At 30.4% G+C, this 17,605-nt stretch carries 18 protein-coding genes, 1 tRNA gene and 2 pseudogenes; 9 read left to right on the top strand and 12 right to left on the bottom strand.

Features of this window, described 5'->3' with window-relative positions:
- Positions 1-177: 177 nt before the first annotated feature.
- On the bottom strand, positions 178-744 hold the full coding sequence (locus tag MK851_RS07950) for a hypothetical protein (RefSeq protein WP_320242980.1): 567 nt from the start codon (positions 742-744) through the stop codon (positions 178-180).
- Positions 745-919: 175 nt separating this feature from the next.
- On the bottom strand, positions 920-1,462 hold the full coding sequence (locus tag MK851_RS07945; protein WP_320242978.1) for a hypothetical protein: 543 nt from the start codon (positions 1,460-1,462) through the stop codon (positions 920-922).
- A 25-nt stretch (positions 1,463-1,487) separates the two neighbouring features.
- Between MK851_RS07945 and MK851_RS07940 the strand changes: the two genes are divergently transcribed.
- The 6 genes from MK851_RS07940 (at position 1,488) to MK851_RS07915 (ending at position 5,277) form a co-directional block, all read left to right on the top strand.
- Positions 1,488-2,617, top strand: a protein-coding gene (locus MK851_RS07940) for an IS3 family transposase (RefSeq protein ID WP_320242976.1) whose coding sequence is annotated in 2 segments (ribosomal slippage) — positions 1,488-1,749 and positions 1,749-2,617 — 1,131 coding nt in all. Because the reading frame shifts where the segments join, the coding sequence is not laid out codon by codon here.
- A gap of 133 nt (positions 2,618-2,750) precedes the next feature.
- A complete protein-coding gene (locus MK851_RS07935; protein WP_320242974.1) occupies positions 2,751-3,092 on the top strand; it encodes a hypothetical protein in 342 nt (113 codons plus the stop codon).
- Positions 3,093-3,142: 50 nt separating this feature from the next.
- Positions 3,143-3,457, top strand: a complete 315-nt coding sequence (locus MK851_RS07930; protein WP_320242972.1) for a hypothetical protein — start codon at positions 3,143-3,145, stop codon at positions 3,455-3,457.
- Positions 3,458-3,478: 21 nt separating this feature from the next.
- Entirely contained in the window at positions 3,479-4,024 is a 546-nt protein-coding gene (locus MK851_RS07925; RefSeq protein ID WP_320242970.1) for a YceI family protein, read from the top strand.
- A gap of 179 nt (positions 4,025-4,203) precedes the next feature.
- Positions 4,204-4,383, top strand: coding sequence for a hypothetical protein (locus MK851_RS07920; protein ID WP_320242968.1), 180 nt, complete (start codon positions 4,204-4,206; stop codon positions 4,381-4,383).
- A gap of 45 nt (positions 4,384-4,428) precedes the next feature.
- On the top strand, positions 4,429-5,277 hold the full coding sequence (locus tag MK851_RS07915) for a DUF5777 family beta-barrel protein (RefSeq protein ID WP_320242966.1): 849 nt from the start codon (positions 4,429-4,431) through the stop codon (positions 5,275-5,277).
- A 66-nt stretch (positions 5,278-5,343) separates the two neighbouring features.
- On the opposite strand, the gene MK851_RS07910 is transcribed toward MK851_RS07915, so the two are convergent.
- From MK851_RS07910 to MK851_RS07900, 3 genes are all read right to left on the bottom strand, one after another.
- Positions 5,344-5,901: a Crp/Fnr family transcriptional regulator gene (locus MK851_RS07910; RefSeq protein WP_320242964.1), complete on the bottom strand. Its 558-nt coding sequence runs from the start codon at positions 5,899-5,901 to the stop codon at positions 5,344-5,346.
- A 93-nt stretch (positions 5,902-5,994) separates the two neighbouring features.
- Positions 5,995-7,245: a site-specific integrase gene (locus MK851_RS07905; protein WP_320242962.1), complete on the bottom strand. Its 1,251-nt coding sequence runs from the start codon at positions 7,243-7,245 to the stop codon at positions 5,995-5,997.
- A gap of 219 nt (positions 7,246-7,464) precedes the next feature.
- A tRNA-Pro gene (locus MK851_RS07900) sits at positions 7,465-7,539 on the bottom strand.
- A gap of 221 nt (positions 7,540-7,760) precedes the next feature.
- Between MK851_RS07900 and trxB the strand changes: the two genes are divergently transcribed.
- Complete coding sequence (gene trxB, locus MK851_RS07895; RefSeq protein ID WP_320242960.1) at positions 7,761-8,699, top strand: thioredoxin-disulfide reductase; 939 nt, start codon at positions 7,761-7,763, stop codon at positions 8,697-8,699.
- A gap of 52 nt (positions 8,700-8,751) precedes the next feature.
- Here the strand turns inward: trxB and MK851_RS07890 are convergent, their stop codons facing one another.
- From MK851_RS07890 to MK851_RS07860, 5 genes and pseudogenes are all read right to left on the bottom strand, one after another.
- Positions 8,752-9,363: an aspartyl/asparaginyl beta-hydroxylase domain-containing protein gene (locus tag MK851_RS07890; RefSeq protein ID WP_320242958.1), complete on the bottom strand. Its 612-nt coding sequence runs from the start codon at positions 9,361-9,363 to the stop codon at positions 8,752-8,754.
- Between the two features lie 118 nt (positions 9,364-9,481).
- The gene (locus MK851_RS07885; RefSeq protein WP_320242956.1) at positions 9,482-10,402 is read right to left on the bottom strand and encodes a hypothetical protein; all 921 of its coding nucleotides are present in this window, start codon (positions 10,400-10,402) and stop codon (positions 9,482-9,484) included.
- A gap of 266 nt (positions 10,403-10,668) precedes the next feature.
- Positions 10,669-11,202 carry a hypothetical protein gene (locus MK851_RS07880; protein WP_320242954.1) on the bottom strand — a complete coding sequence of 178 codons (534 nt, stop codon included), beginning with the start codon at positions 11,200-11,202 and terminating at the stop codon, positions 10,669-10,671.
- A 437-nt stretch (positions 11,203-11,639) separates the two neighbouring features.
- Positions 11,640-12,590: pseudogene (locus tag MK851_RS15675) on the bottom strand (Fic family protein).
- A 146-nt stretch (positions 12,591-12,736) separates the two neighbouring features.
- Positions 12,737-13,393, bottom strand: coding sequence for a hypothetical protein (locus tag MK851_RS07860; RefSeq protein ID WP_320242949.1), 657 nt, complete (start codon positions 13,391-13,393; stop codon positions 12,737-12,739).
- 549 nt (positions 13,394-13,942) lie between these two features.
- Here MK851_RS07860 and MK851_RS07855 point away from each other — a divergent pair.
- Positions 13,943-14,077 (top strand): annotated as a pseudogene (locus MK851_RS07855) (IS110 family transposase); the annotation flags it as partial.
- 308 nt (positions 14,078-14,385) lie between these two features.
- On the opposite strand, the gene MK851_RS07850 reads toward MK851_RS07855, so the two are convergent.
- Entirely contained in the window at positions 14,386-15,267 is an 882-nt protein-coding gene (locus MK851_RS07850; protein WP_320242948.1) for a LysR family transcriptional regulator, read from the bottom strand.
- A gap of 94 nt (positions 15,268-15,361) precedes the next feature.
- Between MK851_RS07850 and MK851_RS07845 the strand changes: the two genes are divergently transcribed.
- A complete protein-coding gene (locus tag MK851_RS07845) occupies positions 15,362-16,288 on the top strand; it encodes a DMT family transporter (RefSeq protein WP_320242946.1) in 927 nt (308 codons plus the stop codon).
- A 185-nt stretch (positions 16,289-16,473) separates the two neighbouring features.
- On the opposite strand, the gene MK851_RS07840 is transcribed toward MK851_RS07845, so the two are convergent.
- Positions 16,474-17,382 carry a hypothetical protein gene (locus MK851_RS07840; protein WP_320242944.1) on the bottom strand — a complete coding sequence of 303 codons (909 nt, stop codon included), beginning with the start codon at positions 17,380-17,382 and terminating at the stop codon, positions 16,474-16,476.
- Positions 17,383-17,605: the final 223 nt, after the last annotated feature.

Below are 17,605 nucleotides of genomic sequence, written 5' to 3'. Positions count from 1 at the left end.
TTGTGTAATTATTAAAATAAGACTTTAAACAAAAGAAGCAATGTGCTGTGTGAGCGGTAGCAACCAAAAACTACATGAGCGTTGGCGAGCGGAACAAACCAAAAGACAGAGGATTTTGAACTTTCGACAGGCTAAAGCGAAGGGTAGCGAGAAAACTGGGTTTTGGTTTGTGGGGAATTATTCTTCTTTAAATTTTAATAAACTCAAGTTTATGATTTTTACTTGCTGGGAAATACTATCTAAATTATTCGTTTTTAGTTCATGATTAACTTCTGTCAATAACTCTTTGTCCGGAATGTTTAGCAAGAGTATTGGCTTTATTTTTTGGTTTTTAAACTGTTCGAGTTCTAATAATCGGGTTACGTCTTTAACCAACTTTCCAAAATGCTTCCGTATTTTACTTTTTAATTTAGCCTTTGATGTGTTGATTTTATACATTTTTACCTCAACAATATATGTTGATTCTTCTGCTTTAAATAGGCAATCAATTTCTATATTTTTTAAGAATGTTGGATTCAATTGATACTTAATGCTATGAGTATCTAATTTATTGCATAAGGCATTTAATAATAGACCGTCTTTTTCTCTAACTATGTTATAAATATCTTCATGTAATTCATAGGGCACAAAAAAGGTTAGTTCTTTAGCACAAACTGGACATTTGAGGCTCTTTAACTTTTTTGGATTTAAACGTAATTGAAAAACTCCTCTATAAGTTAATGGATCGCAATGCGTACACTCCATAAAAGCATCATCAGCACTAGGTTTTAATATTTTGGCATCATACAGTTTGCCAAAGAGCTCAATCCTTGATTGATAATTATCTTCGCTGTTCAGCGTATTTACCAGTATTTGATTTGTATTATATAGGTTTTTATACGAACTGTTTACATAATATTCTTTAATAAATTTTATACCTTCAAAAAACGTGCTTATTGTTTTTTTTATTAATTAACTCATTTCCTTTTGAAGGGATTAACATCTTTTCAAAACTGGCTTCAACTTCCTTGAAACTATTTATATGTTTGCCAATAAAGCCATACTGTTGCAATATTTTAATCACATTAGCTTCACGTGAGTCTTCATTAATTAGAATTTTGACCACTTTCATGAAAAGCTTCCAACCTTTTTTTTCTACATCATCAGATAATTTATCTAAAGATTTTTTGAAACGACTATTAAAGAACTGCTCTAAAATTGGCTTGAAATATTCAATTTTTTCTCCTATTGAACTATCTAAATCAATATTATATATTTCACTTCTTGATTTAACCGTTTCTATTACATCATCACTTCCTTCTTGGGCATTGGAAATAATTATCCTATTTGTTGAGTATGTAAATGTATTTTCCCAGAACCAAATGTTTTTGTTCCCAGTAATTTTTCTTTTGATAGCAAAAACAAATTTTGATACGAGGGATTTGTAATCTTCCCCAAAAACCGAACTGTTTAAAATTAGCATAATAATCTTAACTTTAGACAATATTATGAGAAAAAGTAAATTTTCACCGCAACAGATTGTAAAGATTTTAAAAGAGTTCGACAAGGGCGAGAGTGTTGACCAGATAAGCCTTGAGCACGGTGTAAGTGCTGCTGCATTTTATAAATGGCGTTCAAAATATGCTGGGATGAATTCTAAAGAATTAAAACGACTCAAAGAACTAGAACAAGAAAATTATAGGTTAAAACAAATGTATGCAAGTTTAGCTCTAGATCACCAGATGGCTAAAGAGGTTATAGAAAAAAAGCTCTAAAGCCCTGTCGTAAACGAAGTATTACTAAAGAACTTATTCATTACGGCATCAATAGGGCGTGTCGTGTGTTAAATATGAGTAAAAGCGTGTATTACTATAAGCCACAGCCTAAAGATGATAAGATTATAGAGAAAGCATTACAACAAAAAGCTAAAAACCATTCAGAAGAAGGATTTTGGAAAGCTTTTGATCGCTTACGTGAAGAAGGAAAGCCTTGGAATCACAAGCGTGTACATCGTGTTTATGTAGCCTTAGGATTTCCCTTAAGAAGGAAGGCGAAGAAACGCTTACCTGCAAGAATTAAAGAACCTCTAGAAGTTCCAAATGTATTAAACCATACTTGGAGTATGGATTTTGTAACCGACGTCTTAGAAAACAAAAGACGCTTTAGAGCATTTAATGTAATTGATGATTTTAATAGAGAGGCATTACATATCGAAATAGACTATTCATTAACGAGTAATCGTATTGTTTGGGTGCTCAATCATTTAATTAATAAAAAAGGAAAACCGCAAAAGATACGAATGGATAACGGTCCTGAGTTTATTGCCAATATTACAAAAGAATGGAGTGAGATGCATCATATAGAATTTAAATATATACAACCTGGAAAACCAACTCAAAATGCTTTTATTGAACGTTTCAATGGTTCTTACAGGCGTGGAGTTTTAAACAAGTATATTTTTGAAGACTTAAATCAAGTTCGAGAGCAAACTAAAATATGGATGGACGATTACAACCATAAAAGACCACACGACAGTCTAGGTAAAATCCCGCCAGTAAAATATGCAAGACTTAACACCTCTTGGGCTAGCCCAAGAGGTGTTAGAAAACAAAATAAAAATGTAATTTTGGAAAACTAAGCAGTTCTAATCTGGGGAAGCTTACAATACAGAAGCTAAATCCGCCTCTTTTTTAGCATTAGCTGAGGGAAATGATGTTTTTACACTAGCACAAGAATCTGGTGACCTTTGGCGTATAGACCAAACACCTTATTTGGGTTACCTTACTATTAATATAGACAGACCAACAGCATTAAATGATGCTACTCTTTTTGTTCACTTATCTAAAGAGCCTTTAACTGATCAGTTTGGTTATTATGCAAGTTCAGATGCTTTTAATAGTGTACTACTTTTTCCTGAGTTGTCTCAAGGTGAGAATGAGTTTTTGGTTACTTATTTACATCCGGGTGATTACTATGTAACTGTAATTGCAGATGCTAATGGTGATGGTTTTATTTCAGATGGTGATATTTCACACCCACAACAAATGGTAACAATTGCACCTGAACAAACAGATGCTCAAATAACGATTACAAACCTAAATGTTCAAAACTAGTTTTATGAAAAAAAACAGCATTTCTATTTTTATTAACCTTGCTACTGCATATGGAAAGTTGTACTACAGCTATCATTGATGAAGGTAGTGTAAGTGAATTAGAACCCATTGAGAGAACGGTTACTTATCAATCTGATGTAAAAGCCATTATGGATAATTACTGTATTACTTGCCATGGTGGCCCAGCACCTCAAGGTAGTTTAGATTTAACATCCTTTTTTAATACGCGAAATGCTGCTTTAAATAGAAATTTGGTTGAAAGAATGAATAGCCAAACAAACCCTATGCCGCCAAATGGACGTTTAAATCCTCAAATTCTTCAGTTGATTGATAAATGGGTGGAAGATGGTCTATTAGAGCAGTAATAAACTTCAAATGCAAAACATATGAAATATATCCTATTGATTTTAACAGTATGTGCAAGCATTAATCTTTCTGCGCAAAAATACTTTACAAAAACAGGTATAACAGATTTTAAAGCTTCAGTAGAAGCATTTGAACCTGTAGAAGCAACTAATAAGAGTACTACCGTAATCTTAGATACTTCTAATGGAAATATAGCTGGATTGCTTTTTGTAAAAGCTTTTCATTTTGAAATTGCTTTGATGCAAGAACATTTTAATGAAAGCTATATGGATTCTGATATGTTTCCCAAAGCTAAATTTAAAGGTTCTATTAAGGATTTTTCAATAGACAAATTATCGGAAACATCAAAAACATTCACATTAATAGGATTATTAGAAGTTCATGGAAAAAGTAAACCTATTGAGATTGTAGTTAATTTGTGCAAAAAGGATAGTAAAATACTACTTACTTCAATGTTTGGTGTAAAGCCTGAAGACTATGGTATTAAAATACCAAGTATAGTTCGTGAAAAGATAGCAAAAACCATAAATATTACTCTAGATTATGAGCTTATCGAAAAAAAATAAAATTCTTTTAGCAGTAATATTCATTAGTCTTGTAGTGGGTTATAAGTTATGCATACCAACCATACAAAACTCTTGATGAGCGCTCTGTTAAATTTACTGGTACTGTAGAAGAGTTTACAAATAGAGTAGCACAAGGTGCAACGCCTTGGCAAGATGTAGTAGTAGAACTTTCTGGTAAGGTGACTTCAATTGATGATAATGGATTTACATTGAATGATAATACATTTTGCCAGCTAGAAAATACAGAAGAGGTTTCAAAAATTACATTAGGTAAAACCTTAGAGATAAAAGCTAGAATGATAGGCTATGATGATTTGTTAGAGCAACTAAAATTAGGTCAGACGAAAATCATCAATTGATATCATTGATTAATTATTACACTTATAAATTGTAAAAACACTTAAATGAAAACATTTATACATATATTCATTACATTTTTCTTATTCACTGCAACATCTTATGTTAATGCTCAAGATGATTTACTTGATGAGCTTGAAGAAGAAACTAAATCTCAAATATTTGAACAGCCAGCATTTAAGGCTATGAAGATTGGAAACCTTCAATCGACTAAAGTAGCCGGTAAGAAAGATTTATACTTATACGTATCGCATCGATTTGGAACACTGAAAGATGGATTGATAACTTTCTTTGGATTTGATAAAGCTAATACCAAAATTCAGTTATTTTACGGTGTTATGGACGGTATACAATTTGGTATTTCTCGTGAGTCAATTCGTAAAACTTATGCAACACACGCAAAAGTGAGTATATTAAAACAATCGGAAAAGTTTCCATTAAATATTGTAGCTTATACAGCTGTTAACATTCGTACTGATTTAAGAAAAGAACAATACCCTTTGTTAGAGTTTGGTGATAGAATGAGTTATGCTACTCAATTATTAATATCTAGACGTTTTAGCAATAGTTTATCTTTAGAAGTTGCACCAACGTTTGTGAGACAAAATTTGGTTTTAGAGCCTTTTCAAGACCATAATCAATACGCTTTAGGTTTTGGTGGTCGTATGAAAATTAGTAAACGAATGAGTATTAACGCAGATTATGTATACAATTTTAGTCGACACGAAGACTCAATATACCATAATCCTATAACGATTGGTTTAGATATTGAAACAGGAGGACACGTTTTTCAGTTATTATTCTCTAATGCTCAGTCTACAAACGAACCTGGATTTATAAGTAATGCAGAAGGGAAATATGGTTTGAAAATGTATTTTTTTGGTTTAATATTGTAAGAGTATTTTAAAACAAATTAACATATAATTTGTTTTAAATCTTCTATAAAAATAGAAGCTTTTTTATTATTCTCTTGCTCTACTTAGTGTTTCTTGTGAGATACCTAGCATAGAGGCTATATGTCCAAGATTAGCGCGTGTAATAATAGTTGGATAATATTGTAGAAGTTTCTCGTATTTTTCTTTTGCGTTTAAAAAATAAATTTTTTTGTAAAAATCATCAATTGTTGCTATATTTTCTTCAGCAATCATTCTTCCAAATCTTTCAAATTCAGGATAACTAGAATATATTTCTTGCCAATCGTCATAACTCAGCGATAGAATAGTAGATTTTTCGGTTACTTCTATGTTTTCAGAAGATGGTTTTCTCAAAACGTAACTATTCCAAGATGTAAATATTACATTCTGAGGATAGACCCAATTAGTGATGTCTTTATCCTCTAAATAATAATAAACTCTCGCCGTACCTTGTAAGATAAAATAAGTTTTATTACATATTTTTCCTTGTTTTACAAGTTGTTCCCCTTTTTCATAATCTTTAACAACTACAACATTTTTTATTACATTTTTTAGTTCTTCAGATACTGAAATGTACTTTTGAATATACTTTATAAATTCGTGCATATTGCATTACAATTATTTTCAGTAAAATATAACTTCCTCTCAATACATACTAAACTAAAACAAAATTATATATAAATTATGAAACTGAAAGAACTAACTAACTCTATTTTTGGTAGATTTTTCTTTGTTTTTCAAATTCTCCCTTAATTTGTTGAAATCACTACTAATCTTATGCTCTAAAACTCTAGCATAAATTTGAGTAATTGAAATTTTAGAGTGGCCCAGCAATTTTGATACTGTTTCTATTGGCACACCATTACTTAAAGTTATTGTAGTGGCAAATGTGTGTCGTGCGATATGAAAAGTTAAATTCTTTTTGATTTTGCATAAGTCTGCAATCTCTTTTAAATACGAGTTTAACTTCTGATTTGAAATGTTAGGAAATAAGGTTTTTGTTTTTTTGGTTTTAATATGTCCTTTATATTTCTCAATTAATTCTTCAGCAATTGGAAGCAACGGAATTTTTACTTTGTTATGTGTTTTTTGTCTATTGGTGATTATCCATTTTCTACCATCAATACCAAAGGTGATATTATCTTCGTTGAGGTTCATGACATCAATATATGATAAGCCTGTATAGCAACTGAAAACAAATAAATACTTAACGAGCTCCAGTCTTTCAATTTCAAATTCTTTTTCAATAATGGTTTGCAACTCTTTTTTACTTAAAAACTCACGTTCATTCTTGATATACGTTGGTTTAAATTTTATGAAAGGATCTTTATCTATCCATTCCATTTTGTAGGCTAATGTTACCATTTTACGAAGCCGTTGAATATGCTTCATAACTGTATTGTTTTCCATTTGCTTTTGATGGTCCTCTGGAACATAAGAACGCAAGAATTTTTCGAAATCAACTAAAAATCTAAATGTGAGTTGTGATAAATAGATGTCTTGAATTTTCTTTTTTGTTAGGAATAGCTTGATATATTTTTGAGTAGTGAAATAGTTCTTTAAAGTACCATAGCTTAAAGATTCGCTCATTTGGGTATTGTGGTAATCTACTAATGTTAGTAAAGAATATTCTTCGTTATCTTCTCCCAAAAACCTTGCTTTAATAGATTGAGCGCAGATAAAGGTCTTTTCTTTTACAAGTTCGTCGTGAGCTTCATAAATTCTGTTTTTGACCTGGTCTAAATACCTGTTGAGTAATCGAGATTCTTGTTTGTTGCCTCTAGCTCTTCCTTTGTTAGAATCCCATTCAGAAAGAACTACTTTTCTTTGTAAGCTAATATTTGCAGGCTTACCGTTTGCGGTAATTCTGCCAAAAACTGAAACTTGGTTGTTTTTTATGCGTGTAGCATTAACCCAAAATGACAGGGTAAAGGTGGTTTGTGATTGCATAGTTGTCGTCTTTTAGTTAAACATTTGTTCAAGACGAAAGTCAAATCAACTATTTCAATTACAGTATTTTAGATTCTATTCGGTTCACACTTTTTGTGTTTTGAAACTGTGAACCGAATTAAGTCATATTGATTCAATTCTTATGATAGTCTAAAAACCATAAAACCTTGTAAATCATACGATTTACAAGGTTTTAGTTTCTATTGGTATTAATTTTAGTCGGGGTGGCAGGATTCGAACCTGCGACCTCCTGCTCCCAAAGCAGGCGCGATGACCGGGCTACGCTACACCCCGAAAAGTGTAAAATTGGTAGTATAGTTTATCTCGAGTAAAACGAGAGGCTACACCCCGTTTTTAATTGGGACTGCAAATGTATAAAAAAAAAGTAAACAACAAATAAAAAAATAAATATTTATTCAATAACATGACTTTATAAAGTGATAGTTAAAATATATTTAAAAGCAGATAATAGAAGTAAAAAAAAATTACATTTGTAACTTCAAAAATTCAAGATAATGGCAGAAAAAATTAAATGTTTGATTATTGGGTCTGGTCCAGCAGGTTACACAGCAGCAATATATGCAGCAAGAGCAGATATGAAACCAGTTATGTACACAGGAATGCAAATGGGAGGGCAGTTAACAACAACTACAGAGGTTGATAATTTCCCAGGATATCCGAAAGGAACTGATGGTACCGCAATGATGGAAGATTTAAAAAGTCAAGCGGAACGTTTTGGAACTGATGTTCGTTTTGGTATGGTAACAAAGGTCGAGTTTTCTGGTAAAGAAGGTGGAGTTCATAAAGTAATTGTGGATGAGTCGACTGAGATTGAAGCACAAACTGTTATTATTTCTACAGGAGCAACTGCTAAATATTTAGGTATAGAAAGTGAACAACGTTTAATAGGTGGAGGAGTTTCTGCCTGTGCTACTTGTGACGGATTCTTTTATAAAGGGCAAGATGTTGTAGTCGTTGGAGCAGGAGATACCGCTGCTGAAGAAGCAACGTATTTAGCTAATATTTGTAGTAAAGTTACTATGTTGGTGCGTAAAGATTATATGCGTGCTTCAAAGGCAATGCAACACCGCGTAAACAAAACTGAAAATATCACCGTTTTATATAATACTGAAATTGATGAGGTATTAGGCGAAAATGTTGTTGAAGGAGTTCGTGCTGTGAATAATCAAACAGGAGAGAAAACTGAAATTCCAGTAACAGGTGTATTTATTGCGATAGGACACAAACCAAATACTGAATTGTTTAAAGATGTTTTAGACATGGATGAAACAGGTTATTTAATTACTAAAGGAAAATCTACTAAAACTAATTTACCAGGAGTTTTTGCTGCAGGTGACGTGCAAGACAAAGAATATCGTCAAGCTGTAACAGCTGCAGGTACAGGGTGTATGGCGGCTTTAGATGCTGAACGTTACTTGGGAGCGTTAGAATAAAACATAAAGTATATAAAATTAAAAAAGGGTACGCTAGCGTACCCTTTTTGTTTTAATTAGAGTTTTCTTGACTTTCTTTAATAATTTTTCGAATCCAATCATTAGGAGTCATATCTATGGTGAGGTTTATTCGCTCTTCATCCCCGTTATTAATAACTTTATGAGGATCTGTAAGTCGCATATACCAGCATTCCCCTGGTTTCATCAATACAGGAGTGTTATTTAAATAAAAAGTTACATTTTTATTATTAAGTATGGGAATGGTAAGACGAATTACTGATCTTTCAATTTCTAAAGCTAAAGTAGGATCTGTATGTTCTTTTACTATTGAATGTGGTGCTAGTCGAAGCAATCTAACTAAATTCACAGTAGTGTTCTCTTTAAAAAAATCAATAATACTAGTTAAGGATGGTGATGTTTTTAAAGCACTAGTATCTAGCCAATCTGTCCAAGAACCATCAGCATAATCTTCAGCAGGAGGAGGGAAGGGTAATGAAGTGTCAACTAAATGTGCAGGTGATCGTAAAGGAATTACATCGTAATATTCAAAATTATCTAGCTGTAAAGCTTTAGCCTCTTCAAGCATTTTAGCGGTATTAAAGTTAAGAGGTAGCTTAATACGATCACTAAAAGCATTACTTGTCCTAGTAGTAACTGTTTCCATAGACCTATGTTTATAAAAGTTTTGAGTTAGTATATTGTAAAACTACAAAAAAGTAGAATTTTGTTGCTAAGTGTTACATTTTTATAAAGTTACCTCTTTTATTCTAACTATTTGTAATTTATAAGCAAGTGTCACTTAATTTTTGACTATCAGATTTATAAACAGTTGGTATTGCTTGATCCGCATTAATTTTAATACAAGTTAAATCAGGATTTCTGTCTACTCTTAAATCTTCAAGTTTCAAATTATAACTAACATCTAAATTAGTAAGTAAATTACTAGTGATATACAGATGTTTTAAATTGATAAATGAATGAATATTAATAGTATTTATTTGATTGTCTGAAACTAAAAATGTTTCTAAAGGGCTAATGTCATCAATACTAATAGAAGTAATTTTATTACTTGTTAATACGACACTTTTTAATTTTGAGGTGTCTTCTGTTTTAAATGAAGTTAGTAAATTGTTAGTTACAGTTAATTCTTCTAAAGAATTATTAGATATATTTAAATGAGTTAATTTATTAAAAGATAAATTTAATATTTTAAGCTTACCAGCTTTTTCCAAACCTGTAATAGTGGTAAGGTCGTTGGAATGAATATCTGCTAAAAGAAGATTAGGATTATTACTAAGATCAATAGTAGCTAAGTAGTTTGCGTTTAAATATAAGGTATCTAACTTTGTGTTAGAGCTTAGGTTAATAGCTTTAATCTTTTGTCCAGCCGCAGATAAATACGTTAAGTTTGAAAAAGCTTCAATACCAGTTAAGTCACTCGTTTCACCAAAACTACTATCTAAGTTTAAGTTTAAACGAGTAATTTTTTTTGCATCTTCTATTGATATTTTTTGATTAATACTACCATCACTATCTAACTTTTGTTCTACTAATATTGCCTCAAAATGTTTATCAGGTATGCTAATATAAACATCATTTCCAGTATCAGGAGTCTCATCGTCACTAGAACAAGAGGAAAAAAGGAATAGAGCTAAGGCAAGTGTAGTGTAAGCAATTTTATATTTTAAAAATAAAGATTTCATAAGCTGTTTAATTTTTTAAGCGTAGTTTTAATTTATGAGATATTGTTATTATTTTAATTTTTAGGAGCAAAATACAGCGAGTAAGATTTAGGAATAGGAGTTTTTTTAAATTAACTTTTTCAGTTTATAAGAGCGATAAAAATACAAAAGCGGCTTTGATAGTTTACCAAAGCCACTGTTATTTTTATGCTAAAAAAGTTAACATTTTTTAATGTGAGGTATATAGTTTAAAAAATTAAAGTAGGATAATTTGTATAGCACTATTTTTACTCATTAAATTTTAAATTATTTAAGATGAAAGCCACATCATTCTTATATTTTTCATAAAATCTAATATCAGAAGAGTAATTGAACTCATATACAATATCATTATGCCTAAAGTATATTAATGTATTTTTATAATGTGTAGAATTCCAATTATGTTCGTAGATATACGTATAAGTTTCCCCATACTTTGTAGTTCCTTTTATTAGATTTTGAGAATTAATTTCAACGTTATTATTCCACTGTTTAACTTTTTCTTGAACCAGTTCGTTTAGTGAGTTTTCATCAACTTTAGCTGCTTTTAATTCGTGTATTTGAACAATGTTTTTATAAAATATGTCCCCAAGATTTTTAGGAGAATAACTTAGTAAATTGTGAGAGTTTAAAATTGGTTTCCAGTTTTTAGGTAGCGTAACCTTATAGTTTAGGGAGCTTATTAAACTCTCAATTCGTTTGTGTTCTAATATCTTTTCCTTTTTAACTCCACAACTTGTTAGAGATATAAATAAAAAGAAAATGTAAGCAATGTTTTTCATAGCGATGTTCTTTTTTAGTTTACCTATTGTAGGTTAAAGATAAGGAAAAAAGTGGTTTGCCTTATTGGTGCAAATTATAAAAATACTTTGATTTAAAAAGGTATAAAATTTACTTGTTTTTTCCTATCGTTCTTCCGTTTTCTCAAGTCTTTCTTGTATTCCTTAAAGCTCTTCATGCGTTCCTTAAAGTTCTTGTCATGTTCCTTAAGAGTTTTCATGTGTTCCTTACAGCTCTTGGTACGTTCCTTAAGGCTATTCATCTGTTTCTTAAAGCTTTTCTTTCGTTCCTAACGGTCATTTTTCTATTGCTCAGAAGGGTTTATTCTGTTTTCGTGCATTACTTACAACGGTCTCCTTTACTTTGATGTTATTAACTTTAACAAAATTAGAGAAGAGAACTCGAGCAATCTTTAGGTAATACATGCTGTTGTTCCCAGTTATTTTAAACGATAGATTGTCTTATTTTTTTCTCCTATTTTTTCAAATAAATCTAATTCAGTTCCTTTTTTTAAATCTCTACTTGCTGTAGCTGAAGAAATATCTTTAAAAACATCCATATAATTTTTTCTTGTAAATTCAGTTTTATTTAATGAAACATAATATTCTAATCTGTCTTTTTCATTTATGGTTCGGCTATTGTAATCTAATAATTGACTTATTGAAATGTCTATTACGTTTAACATATACTCAATAAACTTAGTTGATTTTCCAGATTTATCACTTTCAGCTAACGCTTTATAATATTTTTTTGGTCGTTACTAATTAAGGTTTGGAAAGGCAAAAATTCAAAGATTGGATATTTTTCCATTAGGATTAAAGTTTGCCATAATCGTCCCATTCTGCCATTTTCATCTATGAATGGATGGATACATTCCATTTCGTAATGAAAAACACAACTTTTAATTAGTTCAATTTCATCTGACTTTAAATATTCAAAAAAGGTCTTTCATTAAGTAGGGCACATTTGCGAAAGGAGGTGCTAAATGTTCAATTTCTGAACCTTTTACAATTCAGACAGTTTGATTTCTATATTTTCCAGAATTTTCAATAAGCCCTTCCATTAAGTTTTGATGTGCTTTTAAAAATGATTTTTCTTTGGAAGGATTATAATCTTTTAAATTTTCATAGATTTTAATTGCATTTAAAACTTCAAGCACGTCTTTTTTAGGACCAATTACTTGTTTATTTTCTAAAAGTGCTGTTATTTGTTCTTTGGTAAGTGTATTACCCTCAATTTTTAAAGAAGAATGAATAGTTTTAATTCGATTCTGTTTTCTTAATTTTGGAGAAGGTTTATTTAATAAGTTGGCATTTACTTCTCCTATTTTCTCAGAAATTGAAGTTATTAATTTTAATATATTTGATGTTATTTCGTAGGGTGGTTTCATTTTTGATACTATCAAAGATACAGTCATTTAACTTAAATGGTTTATAGAAACGGAATTTTTTAATTGTGCACAATGTGTTTATGTATAAGGTTAGTTGGGTGGTTAAGCACGTAATTAATACACACGTATTTGTTACCTATAGTTTTTTAAGAATCGTTTTTATGCACGATTAGCTTTAGTGCTTTTTCCGAACCTTCTAAAATCAAAATTTTATAACTCTTCCATTCTATAATTAGTTTCTTATCTGTAAGCTTATTTAGTGACGTAAACGACACAGTTTTCTGCTCACTTCCTTCTGATAATGAAATATTATATGAATTAAAGGTACCTGTCTGATTTCCATTTATATCCTCTGACCATTCTCCAATGAAATCTACAAACATAATTTCAAGGTTACCAATAACTGCTGTTTGCCCAAAATCAATAAACATTGTTTTTCCAAAGTCTAATTTTTCCACAACTAACGTAACTTCCTTTTTGTTAATTTTTAAAGCAAAAGAATAGTTTTGATATGCTTTTGGATAGTTTGCTTTTTCATTATTAGTAGACGCATCATAGCACCAGAGAAAAGTAGTGTGTTTAGTATTGTTTTTAAATAAATTTAATTCTAGTTGAAAATGTGGTGAGTCGTTGTTTATTGGTTTGGATTGAATAAATAAATTGGCAGGTTCTATAACTAATTTCTCAAATTGAGTACTAGGGTTTTTTCCAATTTTTAAAGGCATTGTAATAGAACTGTTTATCATATTATTGTCTGATTGTGCATATCCTGTAAAATGAATAAATACAAGTAATATAATCAATATGTTAATTTCAGAAACCTTCATTATTAAGCTCGGTTTATCATTAAAAAAGTTTGTCAAATTTGAATGTGAACATATAATAAAACATTCCTATTGTAGCCAATAAATGAATTCCAAATCCAATGAAATTTATGACTTTTACATAAGCTTTATTATGAAAACCAATTATAGAGTAGAAAGCGAATATAAAAATAAAAGCTTCCAAACATATCACTAATAATTCTCTAAATTCAAAGTTATGTTGTTTTATAGTCGGGCTAGTAATGGCCCAAAAAACAAATATCCCTATCACAGTAACCATATTCAAATAAGAAATTATTAAAGTTGTTTTTTGCATTTTATACCCAATGGTAATGGCTGCTAAATGGCAAATCAATATAATAGTTATTATTGTACTTACGTGTAAATCATTCATAACTTAGTATATCAACATTCTCATTTTGTTACGATTGCCGGTAATGTGGTTTAAGCAACCAATTTAGTAAATACAAACCGAAGAAAAAACAAGAAATTTTAAAAAAAAGCAAGAATTCTATAAGTGAATTTTAGCTAAGAGTAAAGGGCAAAAGCAAAAAACTTGCTTTAATAGCGGTGTGTAATAAGCTACTAAAACAAGCTTTTGCTATCGCAAAATCAGGGCTAACCTATGATAATAATTATAGAAGTATTTTAGTGAAAAGTTAATGAGTTTTTACTTGTTTTTTACCACATTACTTTGTTGTGCATAGTGTTTTCTACCCAAGTTTTTGTGATTAAAATAATTTTTCCTTTTATTCTAATCCATTAATTTTAGTCCGAATGTTTGTTTTTGTAAATGGAATGTTCTTCAAAAGTTTTCTTCTAAAGTGTTCCTTTTGAAAGGTAGTGAAATCGACAAAGGAGATTCACGAGCATTTATTTATCATATAATAAAGAAGGGAGTAAACACTCATTTTTGCAGCGGATGAAGCGTTGGTGTAAAAGTGTGTGTAACGGGTTAAGTATTCCAATGTTTAAATCTTCAAATAGTGTTTCAAAAAATTTAGATACGATTCCAATTCATTTTCCCGTTCCGTTTTCCACACCAATTTCATATCCAATTGGTATGGCAAATCAGAAAGTTCTATACTTTTTAGGTCAAGCGAAAACCCTTTTAAGGTCGATTTTCCCATCATCGTGATTCCAAGTCCTGCAGAAACCATTCTTAGGACGGTCGATGTATTCGGCGAACGATGCACGATTTTCGGGGAATATCCATAATTTCCAATGATTTTTAAAATTTCTTCCATATATCCAAATCCCTCGGGTTGTGGATTCAAGACCCATTTTTCGTTTTTACAGTCCGCCAAATCCTTAAAATTAGAGGTGTTCAACCGATGTTCTTTGGGTAAAATTAAAAGATAGTTTTCTTTGTAAATCGTTAGGCTCGAAAGTCCATCGGGAATAAATGCGTTTGGAACAAAACCAAAATCCACCTCGTTGTCGTTCAATTTGTCGAAAATCATTTCATTAGTTCCCTCTACGAGACTTGATTTTAAGTCGGGCAGATTCGTTTCCATATATCGTAGCAGTTTTGGCAAGACAGTATGCATCGCCGAACTTGCGTGTCCAATTTTAATTTCGCCTGCCTTTCCCTGATTAATCAAAACTCCTCTTTTAATGGATTGGTCGAGTTGGTTCAACATTTTGGAAACCTCCGTTTTAAAGAATATTCCCGATTTAGTCAACGCAATTTGCTTTCGTGAACGGTCGAACAATAAAAAACCGATTTCTTCCTCAAGCACCTGAATCTGCCTACTTAAAGCGGGTTGAGCAATAAAAATCCGTTCCGATGCTTTTCTGAAATTCAGTGTTTCGGACAATACCAAAAAGTTTTGTAATTGCGTAGTTGTCATTCTGTTGATTAAAATATGTTATCAATTAATTAAAATTAAGTATTTTTTTTAATCATAAGAGTATTCTTCCTTTGTATTTCAATTTATATTAGAGATGAAAGTAAAAAATAATTATAAAGTTTGGTTCTATTTTATAGCGTTGGTTTTAATTTGGGGCAGTTCGTTCATTTTGATTAAAAATGGATTAAAAGGTTATACGGTTTGGCAGGCTGCAACTATCCGGTTAGTATCTGCTTTTTTAGTCATGTTTTTTTTTGCTATTCGGCATATTAGAAAAATACCTAGTGAAAAAGTTCCAGTAATTTTACTAGTAAGCTTGTTGAGTATGGTTTTTCCATCCTATCTGTTTAGTATCGCACAATCTCAAATTAGTAGTGCACTTGCAGGAATATTAAATGCTTTAGTTCCAATGTTTACAAGTGTTCTTGGATTACTGTTTTTTAGAAAATCTATTAATAAATTTCAATGGCTGGGTCTTGCTATAGGTTTTATTTCTGCTAGTTTTTTAATTTTGATTAATACAGGAAGCACATTTTCGTTAAACGAATATGCTTTATTAATCATTGTCGCAACTATTTGCTACGGATTGAATTTTAATATTGTAAAAACATATTTATCAGATGTGAATTCACTTCACGTAACCACAATTGCTGTTTCTTTTTCAGGAATATTTGGCTTTCTTTTTTTATTTTTTAGTGGATATGAGTCGTATATCAACGTTAGTGAGCAACAATTTTTTCCGTTGCTATCATTAATTACATTGGGTGTTTTGGGAACAGCTTTAGCCCAGTTTATGCAGAATCAATTAATTCAAAAATCTACAGCCGTTTTTGCTAGTTCGCTTACATATCTGATTCCCGTTGTTGCTGTGCTTTGGGGTGTGTTAGATGGTGAAAAGTTGGTTTTTTGGCATTATTTAGGGATGTTAGGAATACTTATAGGTGTTCTGATTTTGAACAAGTTTGGAAAGTCTAAAAACAATTTGGCTTATGATAAAAAAACGAAAGTGTTGCATGTTTAATTGAAGTACAGAACGAGTAAGGGCATAGAAATTTTTGTATGGATGATGAATTGGAAAATTTTATGCTCTTACGGCTTGTTATTTTAAACTTTCTGAAAACTTTTATTGCGGAATTTTGAATCTTGGTAAGTCGTTTTTTACATTATACACTTCTTAAGTTTGTAATTTATTCATAATTTTATGAATTATTCATTTTTAAGTGAAATTATTTTGTAAATATTGTCATCAATATCAAGTAATATATTACCCTCAAAATCTCTTAATTCAGATGCAAAAGATGTTTTAAATTGGATTTTTTTATTTTTGAATTCAAAATTATAATAACCAAGTTCATCAGATGTAATATTAAATGCCAAATGGTTCTGACTTTTAAAATTATAATCTAAAACTACTTTATCAAACTTATTTAAGTGCTTTGACTTGATAATGACATCTTCTGATTGATAATCAATATCCTTCCTTACTTTAAAATTAAAGATATCTTTACGTCTAGAAAATAATATATGACCTCCATCTAAAAATTCGTAACTGGCGTGAAATTCTTTTGTTTTAGTTTTAAAAATAATATCTGATTTTGTTAATAAATAAATAGAATCTACATTTTTAAAATATTTTTCTTTAACTATAGTATCTCTAACAGCTTCTAAAAAATTAGTCTCTTTTCTATAGGAAAATCCATCTATTTCTTTTGAATATTTAGTCATTAAATCTCCTCTTGTAGGATATTCTAATAAAACCGTTTCTATTTCTCTTCTCGTAAAATTTGGCGGCTCATATTTGTAAATAGTATCTTCTATATTTAAGTATATATTACCCCAATTGTCTATGTTCTGCTTATAAGCACCGTCATCGATAATTATAGATGCTATTAAATTATTCGTTCGAGCATCTGTGATTTTTATCCAAGAACTATCATTTTCTACGTGTTTAAAATAAAGGTATTTATTTGTTTTACTTATGAAAAACGATTTGTATTCAACTTTTTCAAAATTATAATTTATCAAAAGTGATTCATTAAATACAGGGATATTCGGATATTTATCTTTCTGTGTACACGAACTTAAAAGTATTAAAATTAAAAAAAAGTTCTTCATTAAGTTTGTCGTTTAATTACACACAACGTGTTTGTATATGGTTTGTTGCGTGGTTTAAGCAACTAATTTAGTAAATAATTACCGACCAAGAAAGTCCGCGAGGACTTTCGTAAGTAGGCGAGAAGCTAGCAATAAATTATATACGGCTTAAGTTTGTAATTCATTAAATTAGAAACATAAACAGAAAGAACAAAAGAGAGGATTAAGGTTATTATATACGCAG

It is taken from the genome of Tenacibaculum sp. 1B UA (assembly GCF_033978845.1).
In the GTDB taxonomy this organism is placed as follows: Bacteria; Bacteroidota; Bacteroidia; order Flavobacteriales; family Flavobacteriaceae; genus Polaribacter.
This window is presented reverse-complemented; position numbering and strand designations above follow the sequence as displayed.